Consider the following 14513-nt stretch of genomic DNA (forward strand, 5'->3'; position numbering starts at 1 on the left):
GCCGGCGCCGCGGGGGGGGGGCGGCCCCGTCCTACCTCCCCCCGCCGGGGGGGCCGGCCGGCCCCCGCAAAACCCCTTGGGGGGGGGGGGCGCGGGGGGCCCCCCCCCCCCCCCACCCCACCTTCATGTGGATGAGCCGTGCGGCTCAGGGGCCCTGCGTGCCGCCGCTGGTCTGGCCGCGGTGGCCGCCGGTGGTCCCGCCGATCAGGTTCGGCGGGATGGTGATGCCGGGGAACGGTTTCTTGTCGCCGGGCTTCTTGCCCCCGGCGCCGGGCCGTCCTTCGTCCCCGCGGTCGCGGTCCCTGTCCCGATCGTCGTGCTTCGGCGGGTCCGGGATGTCGATGGTGTTGAAGGAGGGGGCGGCCACCCCGTTGAGGGCACCCGTCATCGCGTCACGCCAGATCGGTCCGGGAACCTGTCCGCCGTACACCTTGGCCTGGTACACGCCACCGATCGTGACGCCCTCCATCTCGACGCTCTGGGAAGGGCTGCCGACCCAGACGGCGCCGGACATGTTCGGCGTGTACCCGACGAACCAGGCGTTCTTGCGGGCGTCGGTCGTACCGGTCTTGCCCGCGTTGTCGCGGTTCTGGAGACCCGCCTCCTGGCCGGTACCGGAGTCGACCACGCCGCGCAGCAGGGTGTTGATGGTGTCGGCGGTGGTCGGCGACATCGCCTGCGAGCAGGAGGACTTGGGCACGGGCAGCGAAGTGCCGTCGGCCGTGCTGACCGACTGCATGGCGATCGGCGTGCAGTACGTACCGCGGTTGGCGAAGGCGGCGTACGCGCTCGCCATCGTCAGCGGCGACAGACCGTTGGAGCCGAGGGTCAGGGTCGACGGGTTCTGCGGGAGCTTGGAGCCGTCGCCCTGCACCACGCCGAGCTTGTCGGTCATCTGCGAGACCGGGCACATGCCGATGTCCTGGAGCATCTGGACGAAGTAGGTGTTGACCGACATCTCCATCGCCTCCCGCAGCGCGTACGGGCCCTTCTCGGTCTCGCTCTCGTTCTCCAGGTGATACTTCGGCACCCCGTCGTTGACCCACGGCTTCCCGCAGGAGCGCACCGTGTCCGGGTAGTCCATCTCGTACGGGGACGGATAGACCTGCGTGGCCGGCTTGCCGCCCTGTATGGCCGCGGCCGCGAGGAAGGGCTTGAACGTCGAACCGGTCGGGAAGCCGTAGTTGGAGCCGCCCATGGACTTGTTGACCGAGTAGTTGTACTGGGTCTCGTTGGTCCCGAAGCCGTACGGCTTGGACTGGCCCATGCCCATGATCTTGCCGGTGCCCGGCTGGACCAGTGTCACGGCCGTCGCGACCTTGTCCGTCTTGTAGACATGGCTCTTGATCGAGGCCTGCACCGACTGCTGGGACTGCGGGTCGAGCGTCGTCCGGATCGTCAGGCCGCCCCGGTTCCAGATCTTGGCCCGGTCCTCCTTCGTCTTGCCGAAGACCGGGTCGGTGAGGAAGACGTGGCGTACGTAGTCGCAGAAGAAGCCGGCGCCGCTGACGGCCGTGATGCAGCCGTTCTGCGGCTTCTTGACCTTCAGCCTGATCGGGGTCGCCTTCGCCTTCTCGGCCTGGGCCTTCGTGATGTCCCCGACGTCCGCCATGCGCTGGAGCACCATGTTGCGGCGCTTGGTGGCCTCGGCCGTGTCGTTGACCGGGTCGTAGCGGCTCGGCGACTGCACCACGCCGGCCAGCAGTGCGGACTCCTCCAGCGTCAGATCCTTGGCCGACTTGGAGAAGTAGCGCTGGGAGGCGGCCTCGACGCCGTAGGCCTGCTGCCCGAAGAAGGTGATGTTGAGGTAGTTCTCCAGGATCTTCTTCTTGCCGAGCTCTTCCTCGACCTGGATCGCGTACTTCAGCTCCTGGACCTTGCGGCCCATCGTCTGCTGGGTGGCCTGCGCGACCTTGTCCGGGTCGTCGCCCGCCTCCTCGACGAAGACGTTCTTCACGTACTGCTGGGTCAGGGTCGACGCGCCCTCGGCGGTCCCGCCCGCCTGCACATTGCGGTTCAGCGCGCGCAGGATGCCCTTGAGGTCGATGGCCCCGTGCTCGTAGAACCGGGCGTCCTCGATCGCGACGATCGCCTTCTGCATGTACGGCGAGATGTCCTTCAGCGGGACCACCGTGCGGTCGCGCGAGTACACCGAGGCGATCAGCCCGCCCTTGCTGTCCAGGATCGTGGTGCGCTGGCTCAGCGGCGGAGTCTTCAGATTGGCCGGGATCTCGTCGAATCCCTCGACCGTTCCCTTGGTGGCGAGGCCCAGTGCTCCGGCGGCCGGCAGCGCGATGCCCGCGAGCACGACTCCGGAGAGCGCGGCGACACCGAGGAACTTGGCGGCCTGCTGGGTCGTCGAGAGACCCCCGCCCGAGCGCTTCTTTGGCATGGGGGCAGCCTACGTTCTCATTCGCCGGACACACGTATATGCCTTGGCCTAAGCTGCTCTCAACTGTCACAGCAGTCCGGTTCCGCATCAACCCCTGTGCACAACCCGGCCACAAGCTGAGGCGCTCCCGAATTCGCCTCGTGTGTCACTGAACGTCCGTTGTGATCCAGGTGAACTGTCCCGATTCTGGCGGGATAGTCGCGTATGCCCTCGCATCACTCCCCTGGGTGATCTGCCGCATACGCATAGTCCGTTCGGGCCATCCAAGATTGGGCCCGAAGGGGGTGTTGTGCTGTCGCCACCTTCCGTAACGTCCTCAACTGGCAGCGGTGAATATGCCGCTGTCGCCGTGGGGGAGCCTCGATTCGGGAGAGGACGGCGCCGTGATGGGCTGGGTAACCGACTGGAGTGCGCAGGCAGCCTGCCGCACTACCGATCCGGATGAACTGTTCGTACAAGGGGCAGCGCAGAACAGGGCCAAGGCGGTGTGCACCGGATGTCCGGTGCGGACCGAGTGCCTGGCCGATGCGCTGGACAATCGCGTCGAGTTCGGCGTGTGGGGCGGAATGACCGAGCGGGAGCGCCGCGCACTGCTGCGCAGGCGACCGACCGTCACGTCCTGGCGCCGGCTGCTGGAGACCGCGCGCAGCGAGTACGAGCAGTCGACGGGCATCCTGCCCGTGGCGATCGGGCTGGACGACGACGAACTGCACGAGAGGTACGCCGCAGTGGGATAGGACCGGCGGGTTGTTACGCAGCTCCGGCCGGGGCGGAACCGGTCGCGAGCCGGTCTCCGACGGCCCGGAGCCCTTCGAGATCGTGTACATCACCGGGTAGCGCGGCCACTTCGGTCACGGCGACCTCGGGGTGCAGTGCGGTGAAGCGGTCACGTGTGCGCTGCTCGCGCGCGACCACCTGCATCCGTTCGGCATGCAGCCGCAACAGACCTGCGGTCAGCTCCTCGACGGAAGCGGCCCGGGACGTATCGGGAGCGGGTGGATCGGGAACGTGTCCCGGCGTCGGCTCGCGGTCTTCGGTGTCCTCGCACTCGTACTCGGCGTTGTCGGGCGTGGGAACGGCCTCGGGAGAGGTGGCCGACCGGTCGGTCCGGTCACGAAGTCCAGCCTTCCCGGCCGTCTGATCCACAATGCCGACCCCGTCAAGATTTTCTGCGGCGGCCAGGGCGTGCTCCGCGGAGAGCCGGGCGGCATCGCTGCCATGGACCCGGTTGAGCACCAGACCGGCCAGCGGCATGTCCTCCGCGGCCAGCCGTTCCACGAAGTACGCCGCCTCGCGCAGCGCGTCCCGCTCCGGCGTCGCGACGACGAGGAACGCCGTGCCGGGCGCCTGCAGCAATCTGTACGTGGCGTCGGCCCGGGTACGGAATCCGCCGAACATGGTGTCCATCGCCGCGACAAAAGTCTGTACGTCACGCAGGAACTGACCGCCGAGCAGCTTGCCGAGCGTGCCGGTCATCATCGACATGCCGACGTTCAGGAACTTCATCCCGGCCCGGCCGCCCATCTTCGCCGGGGCCATCAGCAGCTTGATGAACTTTCCGTCCAGGAACGAACCGAGCCGCTTCGGCGCGTCCAGGAAGTCCAGCGCGGAGCGCGACGGAGGGGTGTCGACGATGATCAGGTCCCACTCGTCGCGGGCGCGCAGCTGCCCGAGCTTCTCCATCGCCATGTACTCCTGCGTGCCCGCGAAACCGGCCGACAGGGACTGGTAGAAGGGGTTCTCCAGGATCGCGCGGGCCCGCTCGGCGTCCGCGTGCGCCTCGACGATCTCGTCGAAGGTCCGCTTCATGTCGAGCATCATGGCGTGCAGCTCCCCGGCCCCCTCGCCGTCGATGCCCGGTACCCGGCGCGGGACGTTGTCCAGCGAGTCGATGCCCATGGACTGGGCGAGTCTGCGGGCCGGGTCGATGGTGAGGACGACGACCTTGCGGCCGCGCTCGGCCGCCCGTACGCCCAGGGCCGCCGCGGTGGTGGTCTTGCCGACGCCGCCCGAACCGCAGCAGACGACGATCCGGATGTCCGGATCGTCGAGCAGCGCATCGGTGTCCAGCGCGGGGGCCGTCGAGCCGGCCGCGTCCACCGACGCGGCCGGGGCCGTTCTCGCGGTCGTGGCCGCGTCCGTGCGCTGTGTCATGCACCCACCCCTTGTCCCGCCCCTTGTCCCGCCCCTTCGTCCTCCGGTTCGTCCTCCGGTTCGCCCACGCCCTGCTTGCGCAGCTCGGTCGCCAGGTCGTAGAGACCGGCCGGGTCCATTCCCTCGCCGATCAGCGGGAGTTCGTACCCGGGCAGCTCCAGTCCGGCGAGCACGGCGCGCTGTTCACGCTCCAGCTCGACCCGCTGGGCGTGCTCGGCCGCCTGCTCGACCAGCGGGCGCACCAGCCCCGCGGAGCCGGTCACTCCCGCCCGGGTCAGCGTCTTGGCGATCTCCTTGCGGCGGCCGCCCGCGGCGGTGCGCAGGGTGTCCTCGTCCAGCAGATGGGGCCGCACCATGTTCACGATGACCCGGCCCACCGGGAGTTCGGCGGCGCGCAGTTCGGCGATGCCGTCCGCGGTCTCCTGGACCGGCATCTCCTCCAGCAGCGTCACCAGATGGACCGCGGTCTCGGGGGACTTCAGCACCCGCATCACGGCCTGCGCCTGATTGTGTATCGGGCCGATCCTGGCCAGCCCCGCCACCTCGTCGTTCACGTTGAGGAAGCGGGTGACGCGCCCGGTGGGCGGGGCATCCATGATCACGTAGTCGTAGACGTACCGGTTCTGCTTGTCCTTGCGGCGTACGGCTTCGCAGGCCTTGCCGGTCAGCAGCACGTCCCGCACACCGGGGGCGATCGTGGTGGCGAAGTCGATCGCGCCGAGCTTCTTGAGCGCCCGGCCCGCGCTGCCCAGCTTGTAGAACATCTGGAGGTAGTCGAGCAGGGCGCGTTCGGCGTCGATCGCGAGGGCGTACACCTCGCCGCCGCCCGGCGCGACGGCGATCTTGCGCTCCTCGTACGGAAGGGACTCCGTCTCGAAGAGCTGGGCGATGCCCTGCCTGCCCTCGACCTCCACGAGAAGGGTGCGCCTGCCCTCGGTCGCGAGGGCGAGCGCGAGGGCGGCGGCAACCGTGGTCTTACCGGTACCGCCCTTGCCGCTCACGACCTGGAACCTGCTCACGTATTCGAGCCTAACCAGTCACACCGCAGGCTACGCACGAGGCTGCGCGTGCCAGGGATTACACAGGCGTTACAGTCGGGCCCATGACCAAGTGGGAATACGCGACCGTGCCCCTTCTCGTGCACGCGACCAAGCAGATTCTGGACACCTGGGGCGAGGACGGCTGGGAGCTGGTCCAGGTCGTTCCCGGCCCGAACAACCCCGAGCAGCTCGTGGCCTACCTGAAGCGGGAGAAGGCGTAGTGGCGGGCGCGGTCGAGGCGAAGCTCGCCGAGCTCGGGCTGACGTTGCCGGACGTCGTGCCGCCGCTGGCCTCGTACCAGCCGGCCGTGCAGTCCGGGGTGTACGTGTACACCTCCGGCCAGCTGCCGATGGTGGACGGCAAGCTCGCGGTCACCGGCAAGGTCGGCGCGGAGGTCACGCCCGACGAGGCCAAGGAGCTGGCGAAGACCTGCGCGCTCAACGCGCTGGCCGCCGTGAAGTCCGTCGCGGGCGACCTGGACCGGATCGCGCGGGTGGTGAAGGTCGTGGGCTTCGTCGCCTCGGCGTCCGACTTCACCGGGCAGCCCGCCGTGATCAACGGTGCCAGCGAGCTGCTGGGCGCGGTGCTCGGCGACAAGGGCGTGCACGCGCGCAGCGCGGTGGGCGTCGCGGTGCTGCCGCTGGACGCGCCGGTCGAGGTCGAGGTCCAGGTCGAGCTGGTCGGGGCCTGAGCCGTACGTTCTTTTCAATCCCGCATTCCCTTTTCTGATCCCGTCCGGTCGCGACGACCGGGCGGGATCATCCGTTTCCATGGGGGTGCAGGCATGTCCGGGGCGTGTACGGATCACTGCACCTCTCGAACATCGGCGCGGTTCCGGATAGCCTCCGGCCATGTCCAATGGTCAGTGGTACCCACCGGAATGGCCCGACCGGATCCGGGCACTCGCCGCAGGTGAGCTGAGCGCCGCGACGCCGAAGCGGGCCGCCACCGTGATGCTGCTCCGGGATTCCGCCGCTGACACCGAGGGCGGTCCCGCCGTCCACATGCTGCGCCGCCGGACCTCCATGGCTTTTGCCGGCGGGGCGTACGCCTATCCGGGTGGCGGGGTCGACCCGCGCGACGACGACCGGCTCGTCGGCTGGGCCGGGCCCGCGCTGGAGAGCTGGGCCGAGCGGCTCGGCGTCGGGACTCCGGCCGAGGCCCAGGCCATCGTCTGCGCGGCGGTCCGGGAGACGTACGAGGAGGCGGGTGTCCTGCTCGCGGGGCCGGGCGCCGGCACGGTGGTCGGCGACATCACGGGTGCCGACTGGGAGGCCGACCGCGAGGCACTGGTCGCCCGGGAGCTGTCCTTCGCCGAGTTCCTGGACCGGCGGGGTCTGGTGCTGCGGTCGGACCTGCTGGGCGCGTGGGCACGCTGGATCACGCCCGAGTTCGAGCCGCGCCGCTACGACACCTGGTTCTTCGTCGCCGCGCTCCCCGAGGGCCAGCGCACCCGCAACGCCTCCACGGAGGCCGACCGGACGGTATGGATCCGGCCCGGAGAGGCGGCCGACGGATACGACCGGGGCGAGCTGCTGATGATGCCGCCGACCGTGTCGACGCTGCGGGCACTGAGGCCGTACGGGACGGCCGCCGAGGCACTGAAGGCAGCGGACTCCCAGGACCTCACGCCGGTGCTGGCACAGGCGAGGCTGGAGGGCGGCGAGTTGGTGCTGAGCTGGCCGGGACACGACGAGTTCACCAAACACATCCCGAGCGGGCCGGCCGGTGACGTTCCCGCTGGTGGCTCCGTCGAGGCGCCGGGCAGCGGCCCCGGCGGCGGTCGTGGTGGCGGTCCCGGTGGCGTGGGAGGCGAATCCGTATGAGCAATGCGGCAGCGCTGCCCGGACAGCCGCGCGGCGCGGTCCTGTCCGGCCCCGCCACGGCCCGCGCCGTCAATGTCCTGGCCCCCAACGCCTCGCCGATGACGCTGGACGGCACCAACACCTGGATCGTCGCCGAGCCCGGCTCCGATATCGCGGTCGTCATCGACCCGGGCCCGCTGGACGACATACACCTGCGGGCCGTCATCGACACCGCCGAGCGGGCCGGCCACCGGATCGCGCTCACCCTCCTCACCCACGGGCATCCCGACCACGCGGAGGGCGCGGCCCGGTTCGCCGAGCTGACCCGTACGAAGGTGCGCGCCCTGGACCCGGCGCTGCGGCTGGGCGACGAGGGGCTGGCCGCGGGCGACGTGATCACCACCGGCGGCCTGGAACTCCGGGTCGTGCCGACCCCGGGGCACACCGCGGACTCGCTCTGCTTCCATCTGCCCGCCGACCGGGCGGTGCTGACGGGGGACACGATCCTCGGGCGCGGCACCACGGTCGTCGCGCACCCGGACGGGCGGCTCGGCGACTACCTCGACTCGCTGCGCAGGCTGCGCTCGCTGACCGTCGACGACGGCGTGCACACGGTGCTGCCGGGGCACGGTCCGGTGCTGGACGACGCACAGGGCGCGGTCGAGTTCTACCTCGCGCACCGGGCGCACCGGCTGGCCCAGGTGGAGACGGCGGTCGAGGCCGGGCACCGGACGGCGTCGGAGGTGGTGGCGCAGGTGTACGCGGACGTGGACCGATCCCTGTGGCCCGCCGCGGAGCTCTCGGTGCTGGCCCAGCTGGAGTACCTGGGCGAACACGGGCTGATCTGACCTGCGGCGGAACGCGGAAAGGCCCCACCGGGCGGCGGGGCCTTCCACGTCGTGCAGTGAGGGGTCCGGCTAGCGGGACCGCTTCGCCAGGCGCTCCACGTCCAGCAGGATCACGGCGCGCGCCTCCAGGCGCAGCCAGCCACGTCCGGCGAAGTCGGCGAGCGCCTTGTTGACCGTCTCGCGGGAGGCGCCGACCAACTGGGCCAGCTCTTCCTGGGTCAGGTCGTGGACGACGTGGATGCCTTCCTCCGACTGCACGCCGAAGCGGCGCGACAGGTCGAGGAGGGCGCGGGCGACGCGGCCCGGTACATCGGAGAAGACCAGGTCGGACATCTGGTCGTTGGTCTTGCGCAGGCGGCGGGCGACGGCGCGCAGCAGGGCCGTGGCCACCTCGGGGCGGGCGTTCAGCCAGGGCTGGAGGTCGCCGTGGCCGAGGCCGAGGAGCTTGACCTCGGTCAGCGCGGTCGCGGTCGCCGTGCGGGGGCCCGGGTCGAAGAGCGACAGCTCACCGATCAGCTCACCGGGGCCGAGGACCGCCAGCATGTTCTCGCGCCCGTCGGGGGAGGTGCGGTGGAGCTTCACCTTGCCCTCGGTGACCACGTAGAGGCGGTCGCCCGGGTCGCCCTCGTGGAAGAGCGCGTCGCCGCGTGCGAGGGTCACCTCACTCATCGAGGCGCGGAGCTCCGCGGCCTGCTCATCATCGAGCGCCGCGAAAAGCGGGGCGCGCCGCAGAACGTCGTCCACGAGTTCTCTCCTTGTCGGCCTGTTCAGGGAACCGTGGTCCCCATCATGCCGGACGGTAAAACAGTGCGATCAATCACAAACCAGTTTGACGCACGGGCGTGCCCAATCGTGCGGCAGGGGGCCGATTGGTGGCGGATGCACGGTGACGGGGGCAGATGCCGGTGCGTGGCTCTAGGCTGGCCGGGTGTCCAAATCGCCGGTGAGAGCGCAGGCCAAGGGGGCTGATGGGGTGTCGGGAGGCCGTGATTCCGCTGTGGGCGAACAGGGTGCCATTCGCCCGGAAAGAGCGACAAAACGCCCCACCGGCGCGTCGGTGAGGAAGGCGGCTGCGAAGGCCACGACGAAGGGCACGGCGGCCGCAGTGAAGGCCACGACGACGGCGAAGACGAAGGGCACGGCGGCCGCAGTGAAGGCCACGACGAAGCCAAAGACGACGGCGAAGACGACGAAGCCGGAGTCGCGGCTGGCGATGGTGCGCCGGGCCCGCAAGATCAACCGCGAGCTCGCCGAGCTCTATCCGTACGCCCATCCCGAGCTGGATTTCCGAAATCCCTTCGAGCTCCTGGTCGCCACGGTCCTCTCCGCCCAGACCACCGACCTGAGGGTCAACCAGACCACTCCCGCACTCTTCGCCGCCTACCCCACCCCCGAGGACATGGCCGCCGCCGTCCCGGAGGAGATGGAGGAGCTGATCCGGCCGACCGGCTTCTTCCGGGCCAAGACCAAGTCGCTGATAGGCCTCTCCGTGGCGCTCAGGGACAACTTCGGCGGTGAGGTACCGGGCCGGCTCGCCGATCTCGTCACGCTTCCGGGGGTCGGCCGGAAGACCGCCAACGTCGTGCTGGGCAATGCCTTCGGCGTCCCCGGGATCACCGTCGACACCCATTTCGGCCGTCTGGTCCGCCGTTGGAAGTGGACGGAGCAGGAGGACCCGGAGAAGGTCGAGGCCGAGATCGCCACGATCTTCCCCAAGAGCGAGTGGACGATGCTCTCGCACCGGGTCGTCTTCCATGGCCGCCGCATCTGCCATGCCCGTAAGCCCGCCTGCGGCGCCTGTCCCATCGCCCCGCTCTGCCCGGCGTACGGCGAGGGCGAGACGGATCCGGAGAAGGCCAGGAAGCTGCTGAAGTACGAGATGGGCGGACAGCCGGGCCAGCGGTTGAGCCCGCCCGCGGACTACCCCGGCAGGCCCGCACCGGCTCTCGGAGCGGGCTGACGCCCGGCACCGGCTGCCGGACGGCCGATGTGGCCGGAACGGCACGGATGACCGCAACGGCCGGAACGAAATGCGTGATGACAGGCGTTGTGAGACGAGGGGTGCCTATGAAGACGCACGAACAGAGCACGGAAACGGCAGCCGCCTCCGCCGCGGGAAACCCGGCAGCGGCCGGCCCCGCGGCGGTCAGCCCCGCAGCGGCGGTCGCGGCGGCCGCCGCCACGGCGGGCGCCGGCGAGGACGGCGCGATCACCGTCACGACCGAGGGGCTGCCCGCTTGGCTCGACCCCGTGGCCCGCGCCGCGCGCACCATCGAGCCCGACCAGCTCAGCCGCTTCCTCCCGCCGGAGAGCGGGGCGGGGCGGCAGTCCGCCGTGCTCGTGCTCTTCGGCGAGGGGGAGCGCGGCCCCGAGCTGCTCCTCATGGAGAGATCCGGAAGCCTGCGTTCCCACGCCGGGCAGCCCTCCTTCCCCGGCGGCTCCCTGGACCCGGAGGACGGCGACCAGGCGACGACAGGGCCGCTCAGGGCCGCTCTGCGGGAGGCCCGGGAAGAGACCGGTCTCGATCCGCGCGGAGTTCAGCTCTTCGGCGTGCTGCCCCGGCTCTACATCCCCGTGAGCGGCTTCGTCGTGACACCGGTCCTCGGCTGGTGGCGCTCGCCCAGTCCCGTCGGCGTCGTCGATCCGGGCGAGACGGCCCGGGTCTTCACCGTTCCCGTGGCGGATCTCACGGATCCGGCCAACCGCGCGACCACGGTCCACCCCAGCGGTCACCGGGGCCCGGCATTTCTGGTCGAATCCGCTCTGGTCTGGGGTTTCACGGCCGGAGTGATCGACCGAATTCTGCACTTCGCGGGCTGGGAGCGCCCCTGGGACAGGGCCAAGCAGGTGCCGCTCGACTGGCGCGCATGACAGGCTGACTCCCGTGCTGTGCTGTCCGGCCCCGCCCGGAACCAGCAGAAGGAACGGGCCCGGCGACGAATCTGCGAGGCTATAGACGGTGAACGTGCTGGACATCCTGCTGCTGGCCGCCGCCGTGTGGTTCGCGGTCGTCGGCTACCGACAGGGGTTCGTCGTCGGCATCCTGTCGGTGATCGGATTCCTGGGCGGCGGCCTCGTCGCCGTCTATCTGCTGCCGGTCCTGTGGGACCAGTTGACGGACGGCTCCGAGGTCTCGTCGACGGCAGCCGTCGTCGCCGTCGTCATCGTGATCGTCTGCGCCTCGGTGGGCCAGGCCTTCACCACCCACCTGGGCAACAAGCTCCGCCGGTACATCACCTGGTCGCCCGCGCGCGCCCTCGACGCCACCGGCGGCGCCCTGGTCAACGTCGTCGCGATGCTGCTGGTCGCCTGGCTCATCGGCTCCGCGCTGGCCGGCACCACGCTGCCGACGGTGGGCAAGGAGGTCCGCAGCTCCTCGGTCCTGCTGGGCATCTCCCGGGTGATGCCCACCCAGGCCTCCACCTGGTTCACGGACTTCTCCTCGGTCCTCGCGCAGAACGGCTTCCCGCAGGTCTTCAGCCCGTTCGCCAACGAGCCGATCACCGAGGTCAAGGCTCCGGACCCGGCGCTGGTGGGCAGCCCCGTCGCGGCCCGCGCCAAGCAGTCCATCGTCAAGGTCGTCGGCACGGCCCCGAGCTGCGGCAAGGTCCTCGAAGGCACCGGCTTCGTCTTCTCCGACCGCCGGGTGATGACCAACGCCCATGTCGTCGGCGGGGTCGACGAGCCGACCGTCCAGATCGGCGGCCAGGGACGGCTGTACGACGCGAAGGTCGTCCTGTACGACTGGCGGCGCGACATCGCCGTGCTCGACGTACCGGACCTCGACGCGAAGCCGCTGCGGTTCGCCGACACCGACCAAGACGCCCGGACGGGGAACAGCGCCATCGTCGCGGGGTTCCCGGAGAACGGCTCGTACGACGTACGGGCGGCGCGGGTCCGGGGCCGTATCGAAGCCGGCGGCCCGGACATCTACCGCCGGGGCACCGTCCACCGCGACGTGTACTCGCTCTACGCGACGGTCCGTCAGGGCAACTCCGGCGGACCGCTGCTGACCCCCGCGGGCGAGGTGTACGGCGTCGTGTTCGCCAAGTCGCTCGACGACCCCGACACCGGTTACGCGCTGACGGCCGACGAGATCCGGCAGGACATCGCGCGCGGCCGCACCGCAAACCAGCAGGTCGACAGTCAGGCGTGCGCGCTCTGAGCGCCTTGGAAGTGTGATGAAGTCCCGCCCGGCCGGTGAACTCTCACCGGCCGACCGGGGCAGACATCATCCGCGTGGATGGCGCAGCCGCGCCGAGACCCAGCGGGCCCGACGGCGCAGAATGCGCGGAATACCGAGTCGGGGGTCGTGCAGAACCCGCATATCGTGCACCCGGCCCTGGGGGCCGCCCCCCTCATGAGTGCTCGGACTCGCCGTGGCGGTCGAGCGGCGGTTGCGTGCTGCGTCACCGAAGTCGTGCGTCCAGCCCATACCGGGACGTCTGCCCGTGCCTCATGGTCGGTAACCGCCCATCCGTCAGCCAATTGGCCTATGCGCCGGGCAATTGGCCATTCGACGGACAACCGTGCCCCTACGGCTACCGATCGGGCTCCGGATCCTTGAGCCAGCTGATGAGTTCGGCCGAGAACCCGGCCGGGTCCTCCTCGTGGGGGAAGTGCCCCAGACCGTCGAAAAGTCGCCAACGGTAGGGCGCTTCGACGTACTCGCCGGAGCCTGCCGCGCTCCGGGTGCGGATCGCCGGATCGAGTGAACCGTGCAGGTGCAGCGTCGGTACCCGCACCGGCAGCTTCATCCGCCGGTTGAACTGGATTCCGTCAGGACGGGCGAGGGAACGCACCATCCAGCGGTACGGCTCGATCGAGCAGTGCGCCGTCGACGGGATGCACATCGCGCGGCGGTAGACGTCCACCGTCGCGTCGTCGGGGAAGTCAGGGGTCCGGGGGCCGGCCCATTCGTGGATCAGCCGGCCGACCAACGCCGCGTCGTCCGCGACGAGCTGACGTTCCGGTACCCACGGGCGCTGGAAACCCCAGACGTACGAGCCGGCCCGGGACTGCGCGAAGTCGGAGAGCATCGAGGAGCGCCAGCGGCGCGGATGCGGCATCGAGGAGACCACGAGGCGGCGCACCAGCTTCGGACGCATCACCGCGGCGGTCCAGGCGAGGTAGCCGCCCATGTCATGGCCGACCAGGGCCGCGTCCGGTTCGCCGAGCGAGCGGATCACACCGGTGATGTCGAGCGCCAGGTTGGCGGGGTCGTAACCCCGGGGCGTGCGGTCGCTGCCGCCGACCCCGCGCAGGTCCATCGCGACGGCCCGGAAACCGGCGTCGGCCAGGGCGGTGAGCTGGTGGCGCCAGGTCCACCAGAACTGCGGGAAGCCGTGCAGCAGCAGCACCAGCGGGCCCTCGCCGAGCTCGGCGATGTGGAAACGCGCGCCGTTCGCCGCGACGTCCCGGTGGGTCCACGGCCCGTCGATCCGCACGGGACCGCCGGAGCCGGCCGGGGCGGGGGAGCGGGTTGGGGAGGCTGGGGCGGCCGGGCCGACCGAGGCCGTTGAGCCGGTTGAGCTTGCAGGGCCCGTAGAGCCCGTAGAACTTGCAGAGCCCGTAGAGCCCGAAGAGCTTGCAGGGGCTGAGGTGCCGCCCGAGCCTGCCCGGCTGCCCGAGCCTGTCCGGCCGTCCCTGTCCGCAGGGGCGGCCTGACCTTCCGGGCCTACGGGGCCTACCGGGTCGAATGCGCTGGAATCGGGGACCGTCATGTGGACGAGCGTGCCACAGAGGAGCCCTTTTCCTGGACCGGAGCCTTCTCCGCGCCCTTGCCCGCCAGCGTGCTGCCCGAGGCGGTCGGAAGACTCGCCCTCGCCGTGACGGCGGGCCGCGGGTGCGGCTTGACGCCCTGCAGCACGGCCGCCGTCTGCTTCGCCGAAGCGATGGACTTCTCCGGCGGCTTGACCTTCTTGAACTTGAGCCAGCCGATCAGCCCCAGCAGGACGGCCAGGAGGAAGAACCCGCCGGCCACGATCAGGAACGACCACGCCAGACCCAGACCCAGGTTGTGGATCCCGTAGGCGGCCGCGAAGCTCAGCATCGGCATCATGAACAGAAGCAGCACGGCCGCGACGATCAACGCCACACTGCCGATCGCCCCGCGCTTGACGTCCTGCCGCACCTCTGCCTTGGCCAGGGCGATCTCGTCGTGCACCAGTGCGGACATCTCGGCCGTCGCCGCGGCGACCAGCTGCCCGAGACTGCGGTCGGCGCTGCCCGCGTTGTTGCCGGGGTCGCTCATCCCTGACTCCCTCTCCAGTCC

Annotated in this window: 15 protein-coding genes; 8 read left to right on the top strand and 7 right to left on the bottom strand. The window is 70.4% G+C overall.

Translation table 11 applies throughout. The features are described 5' to 3' along the window. Window positions 1-145: 145 nt before the first annotated feature. Window positions 146-2392 (bottom strand): transglycosylase domain-containing protein, encoded by a 2247-nt coding sequence (locus ACFYY1_RS13865; RefSeq protein ID WP_388584376.1) that lies wholly within the window; start codon window positions 2390-2392, stop codon window positions 146-148. Window positions 2393-2778: 386 nt separating this feature from the next. Between ACFYY1_RS13865 and ACFYY1_RS13870 the strand changes: the two genes are divergently transcribed. Next, a complete protein-coding gene (locus tag ACFYY1_RS13870) occupies window positions 2779-3129 on the top strand; it encodes a WhiB family transcriptional regulator (protein WP_176740522.1) in 351 nt (116 codons plus the stop codon). A 13-nt stretch (window positions 3130-3142) separates the two neighbouring features. On the opposite strand, the gene ACFYY1_RS13875 is transcribed toward ACFYY1_RS13870, so the two are convergent. Next, entirely contained in the window at window positions 3143-4546 is a 1404-nt protein-coding gene (locus ACFYY1_RS13875) for an ArsA family ATPase (RefSeq protein ID WP_388584379.1), read from the bottom strand. Then, window positions 4543-5565 carry an ArsA family ATPase gene (locus tag ACFYY1_RS13880; protein ID WP_388584381.1) on the bottom strand — a complete coding sequence of 341 codons (1023 nt, stop codon included), beginning with the start codon at window positions 5563-5565 and terminating at the stop codon, window positions 4543-4545. The genes ACFYY1_RS13875 and ACFYY1_RS13880 overlap by 4 nt, the downstream gene beginning before the upstream one ends. Window positions 5566-5648: 83 nt before the next feature. On the opposite strand from ACFYY1_RS13880, the gene ACFYY1_RS13885 reads away from it, so the two are divergent. The 4 genes from ACFYY1_RS13885 (at window position 5649) to ACFYY1_RS13900 (ending at window position 8239) form a co-directional block, all read left to right on the top strand. Next, complete coding sequence (locus ACFYY1_RS13885; protein ID WP_003967454.1) at window positions 5649-5807, top strand: DUF4177 domain-containing protein; 159 nt, start codon at window positions 5649-5651, stop codon at window positions 5805-5807. Next, complete coding sequence (locus tag ACFYY1_RS13890; protein ID WP_114245273.1) at window positions 5807-6277, top strand: RidA family protein; 471 nt, start codon at window positions 5807-5809, stop codon at window positions 6275-6277. Before ACFYY1_RS13885 ends, ACFYY1_RS13890 begins: the two co-directional genes overlap by 1 nt. Before the next feature lie 160 nt (window positions 6278-6437). Further along, window positions 6438-7412: an NUDIX hydrolase gene (locus tag ACFYY1_RS13895; RefSeq protein ID WP_388584384.1), complete on the top strand. Its 975-nt coding sequence runs from the start codon at window positions 6438-6440 to the stop codon at window positions 7410-7412. Beyond that, window positions 7409-8239, top strand: a complete 831-nt coding sequence (locus ACFYY1_RS13900) for an MBL fold metallo-hydrolase (protein ID WP_388584386.1) — start codon at window positions 7409-7411, stop codon at window positions 8237-8239. Before ACFYY1_RS13895 ends, ACFYY1_RS13900 begins: the two co-directional genes overlap by 4 nt. A 69-nt stretch (window positions 8240-8308) precedes the next feature. Here ACFYY1_RS13900 and ACFYY1_RS13905 read toward each other — a convergent pair whose 3' ends face one another. Beyond that, on the bottom strand, window positions 8309-8983 hold the full coding sequence (locus tag ACFYY1_RS13905) for a Crp/Fnr family transcriptional regulator (protein WP_014046869.1): 675 nt from the start codon (window positions 8981-8983) through the stop codon (window positions 8309-8311). Window positions 8984-9344: 361 nt separating this feature from the next. Here ACFYY1_RS13905 and nth point away from each other — a divergent pair, with 361 nt between their 5' ends. From nth to ACFYY1_RS13920, 3 genes are all read left to right on the top strand, one after another. Further along, window positions 9345-10199 carry an endonuclease III gene (gene nth, locus ACFYY1_RS13910; RefSeq protein ID WP_388584717.1) on the top strand — a complete coding sequence of 285 codons (855 nt, stop codon included), beginning with the start codon at window positions 9345-9347 and terminating at the stop codon, window positions 10197-10199. A 107-nt stretch (window positions 10200-10306) separates the two neighbouring features. Continuing rightward, complete coding sequence (locus ACFYY1_RS13915; protein ID WP_388584389.1) at window positions 10307-11110, top strand: NUDIX hydrolase; 804 nt, start codon at window positions 10307-10309, stop codon at window positions 11108-11110. Window positions 11111-11198: 88 nt separating this feature from the next. Then, the gene (locus ACFYY1_RS13920) at window positions 11199-12404 is read left to right on the top strand and encodes a MarP family serine protease (protein ID WP_388584391.1); all 1206 of its coding nucleotides are present in this window, start codon (window positions 11199-11201) and stop codon (window positions 12402-12404) included. Between the two features lie 66 nt (window positions 12405-12470). On the opposite strand, the gene ACFYY1_RS13925 is transcribed toward ACFYY1_RS13920, so the two are convergent. From ACFYY1_RS13925 to ACFYY1_RS13935, 3 genes are all read right to left on the bottom strand, one after another. After that, window positions 12471-12674, bottom strand: coding sequence for a hypothetical protein (locus ACFYY1_RS13925; protein WP_266915029.1), 204 nt, complete (start codon window positions 12672-12674; stop codon window positions 12471-12473). Between the two features lie 106 nt (window positions 12675-12780). After that, window positions 12781-13962 (bottom strand): alpha/beta fold hydrolase, encoded by a 1182-nt coding sequence (locus ACFYY1_RS13930; protein ID WP_388584394.1) that lies wholly within the window; start codon window positions 13960-13962, stop codon window positions 12781-12783. Then, window positions 13959-14492: a phage holin family protein gene (locus ACFYY1_RS13935; RefSeq protein WP_388584397.1), complete on the bottom strand. Its 534-nt coding sequence runs from the start codon at window positions 14490-14492 to the stop codon at window positions 13959-13961. Before ACFYY1_RS13935 ends, ACFYY1_RS13930 begins: the two co-directional genes overlap by 4 nt. Window positions 14493-14513: the final 21 nt, after the last annotated feature.

The organism is Streptomyces sp. NPDC001890, from assembly GCF_042891445.1.
GTDB lineage: Bacteria > Actinomycetota > Actinomycetes > Streptomycetales > Streptomycetaceae > Streptomyces.

Bases quoted from the DNA above. Each gene is read 5' to 3' on its own strand.
- ACFYY1_RS13930 (WP_388584394.1), bottom strand. From the start codon at position 13,962: ATGACGGTCCCCGATTCCAGCGCATTCGACCCGGTAGGCCCCGTAGGC.
- ACFYY1_RS13915 (WP_388584389.1), top strand. From the start codon at position 10,307: ATGAAGACGCACGAACAGAGCACGGAAACGGCAGCCGCCTCCGCCGCG.
- ACFYY1_RS13865 (WP_388584376.1), bottom strand. From the start codon at position 2,392: ATGCCAAAGAAGCGCTCGGGCGGGGGTCTCTCGACGACCCAGCAGGCC.
- ACFYY1_RS13925 (WP_266915029.1), bottom strand. From the start codon at position 12,674: ATGGGCTGGACGCACGACTTCGGTGACGCAGCACGCAACCGCCGCTCG.
- ACFYY1_RS13870 (WP_176740522.1), top strand. From the start codon at position 2,779: ATGGGCTGGGTAACCGACTGGAGTGCGCAGGCAGCCTGCCGCACTACC.
- ACFYY1_RS13885 (WP_003967454.1), top strand. From the start codon at position 5,649: ATGACCAAGTGGGAATACGCGACCGTGCCCCTTCTCGTGCACGCGACC.
- ACFYY1_RS13875 (WP_388584379.1), bottom strand. From the start codon at position 4,546: ATGACACAGCGCACGGACGCGGCCACGACCGCGAGAACGGCCCCGGCC.
- ACFYY1_RS13895 (WP_388584384.1), top strand. From the start codon at position 6,438: ATGTCCAATGGTCAGTGGTACCCACCGGAATGGCCCGACCGGATCCGG.
- ACFYY1_RS13935 (WP_388584397.1), bottom strand. From the start codon at position 14,492: ATGAGCGACCCCGGCAACAACGCGGGCAGCGCCGACCGCAGTCTCGGG.
- ACFYY1_RS13900 (WP_388584386.1), top strand. From the start codon at position 7,409: ATGAGCAATGCGGCAGCGCTGCCCGGACAGCCGCGCGGCGCGGTCCTG.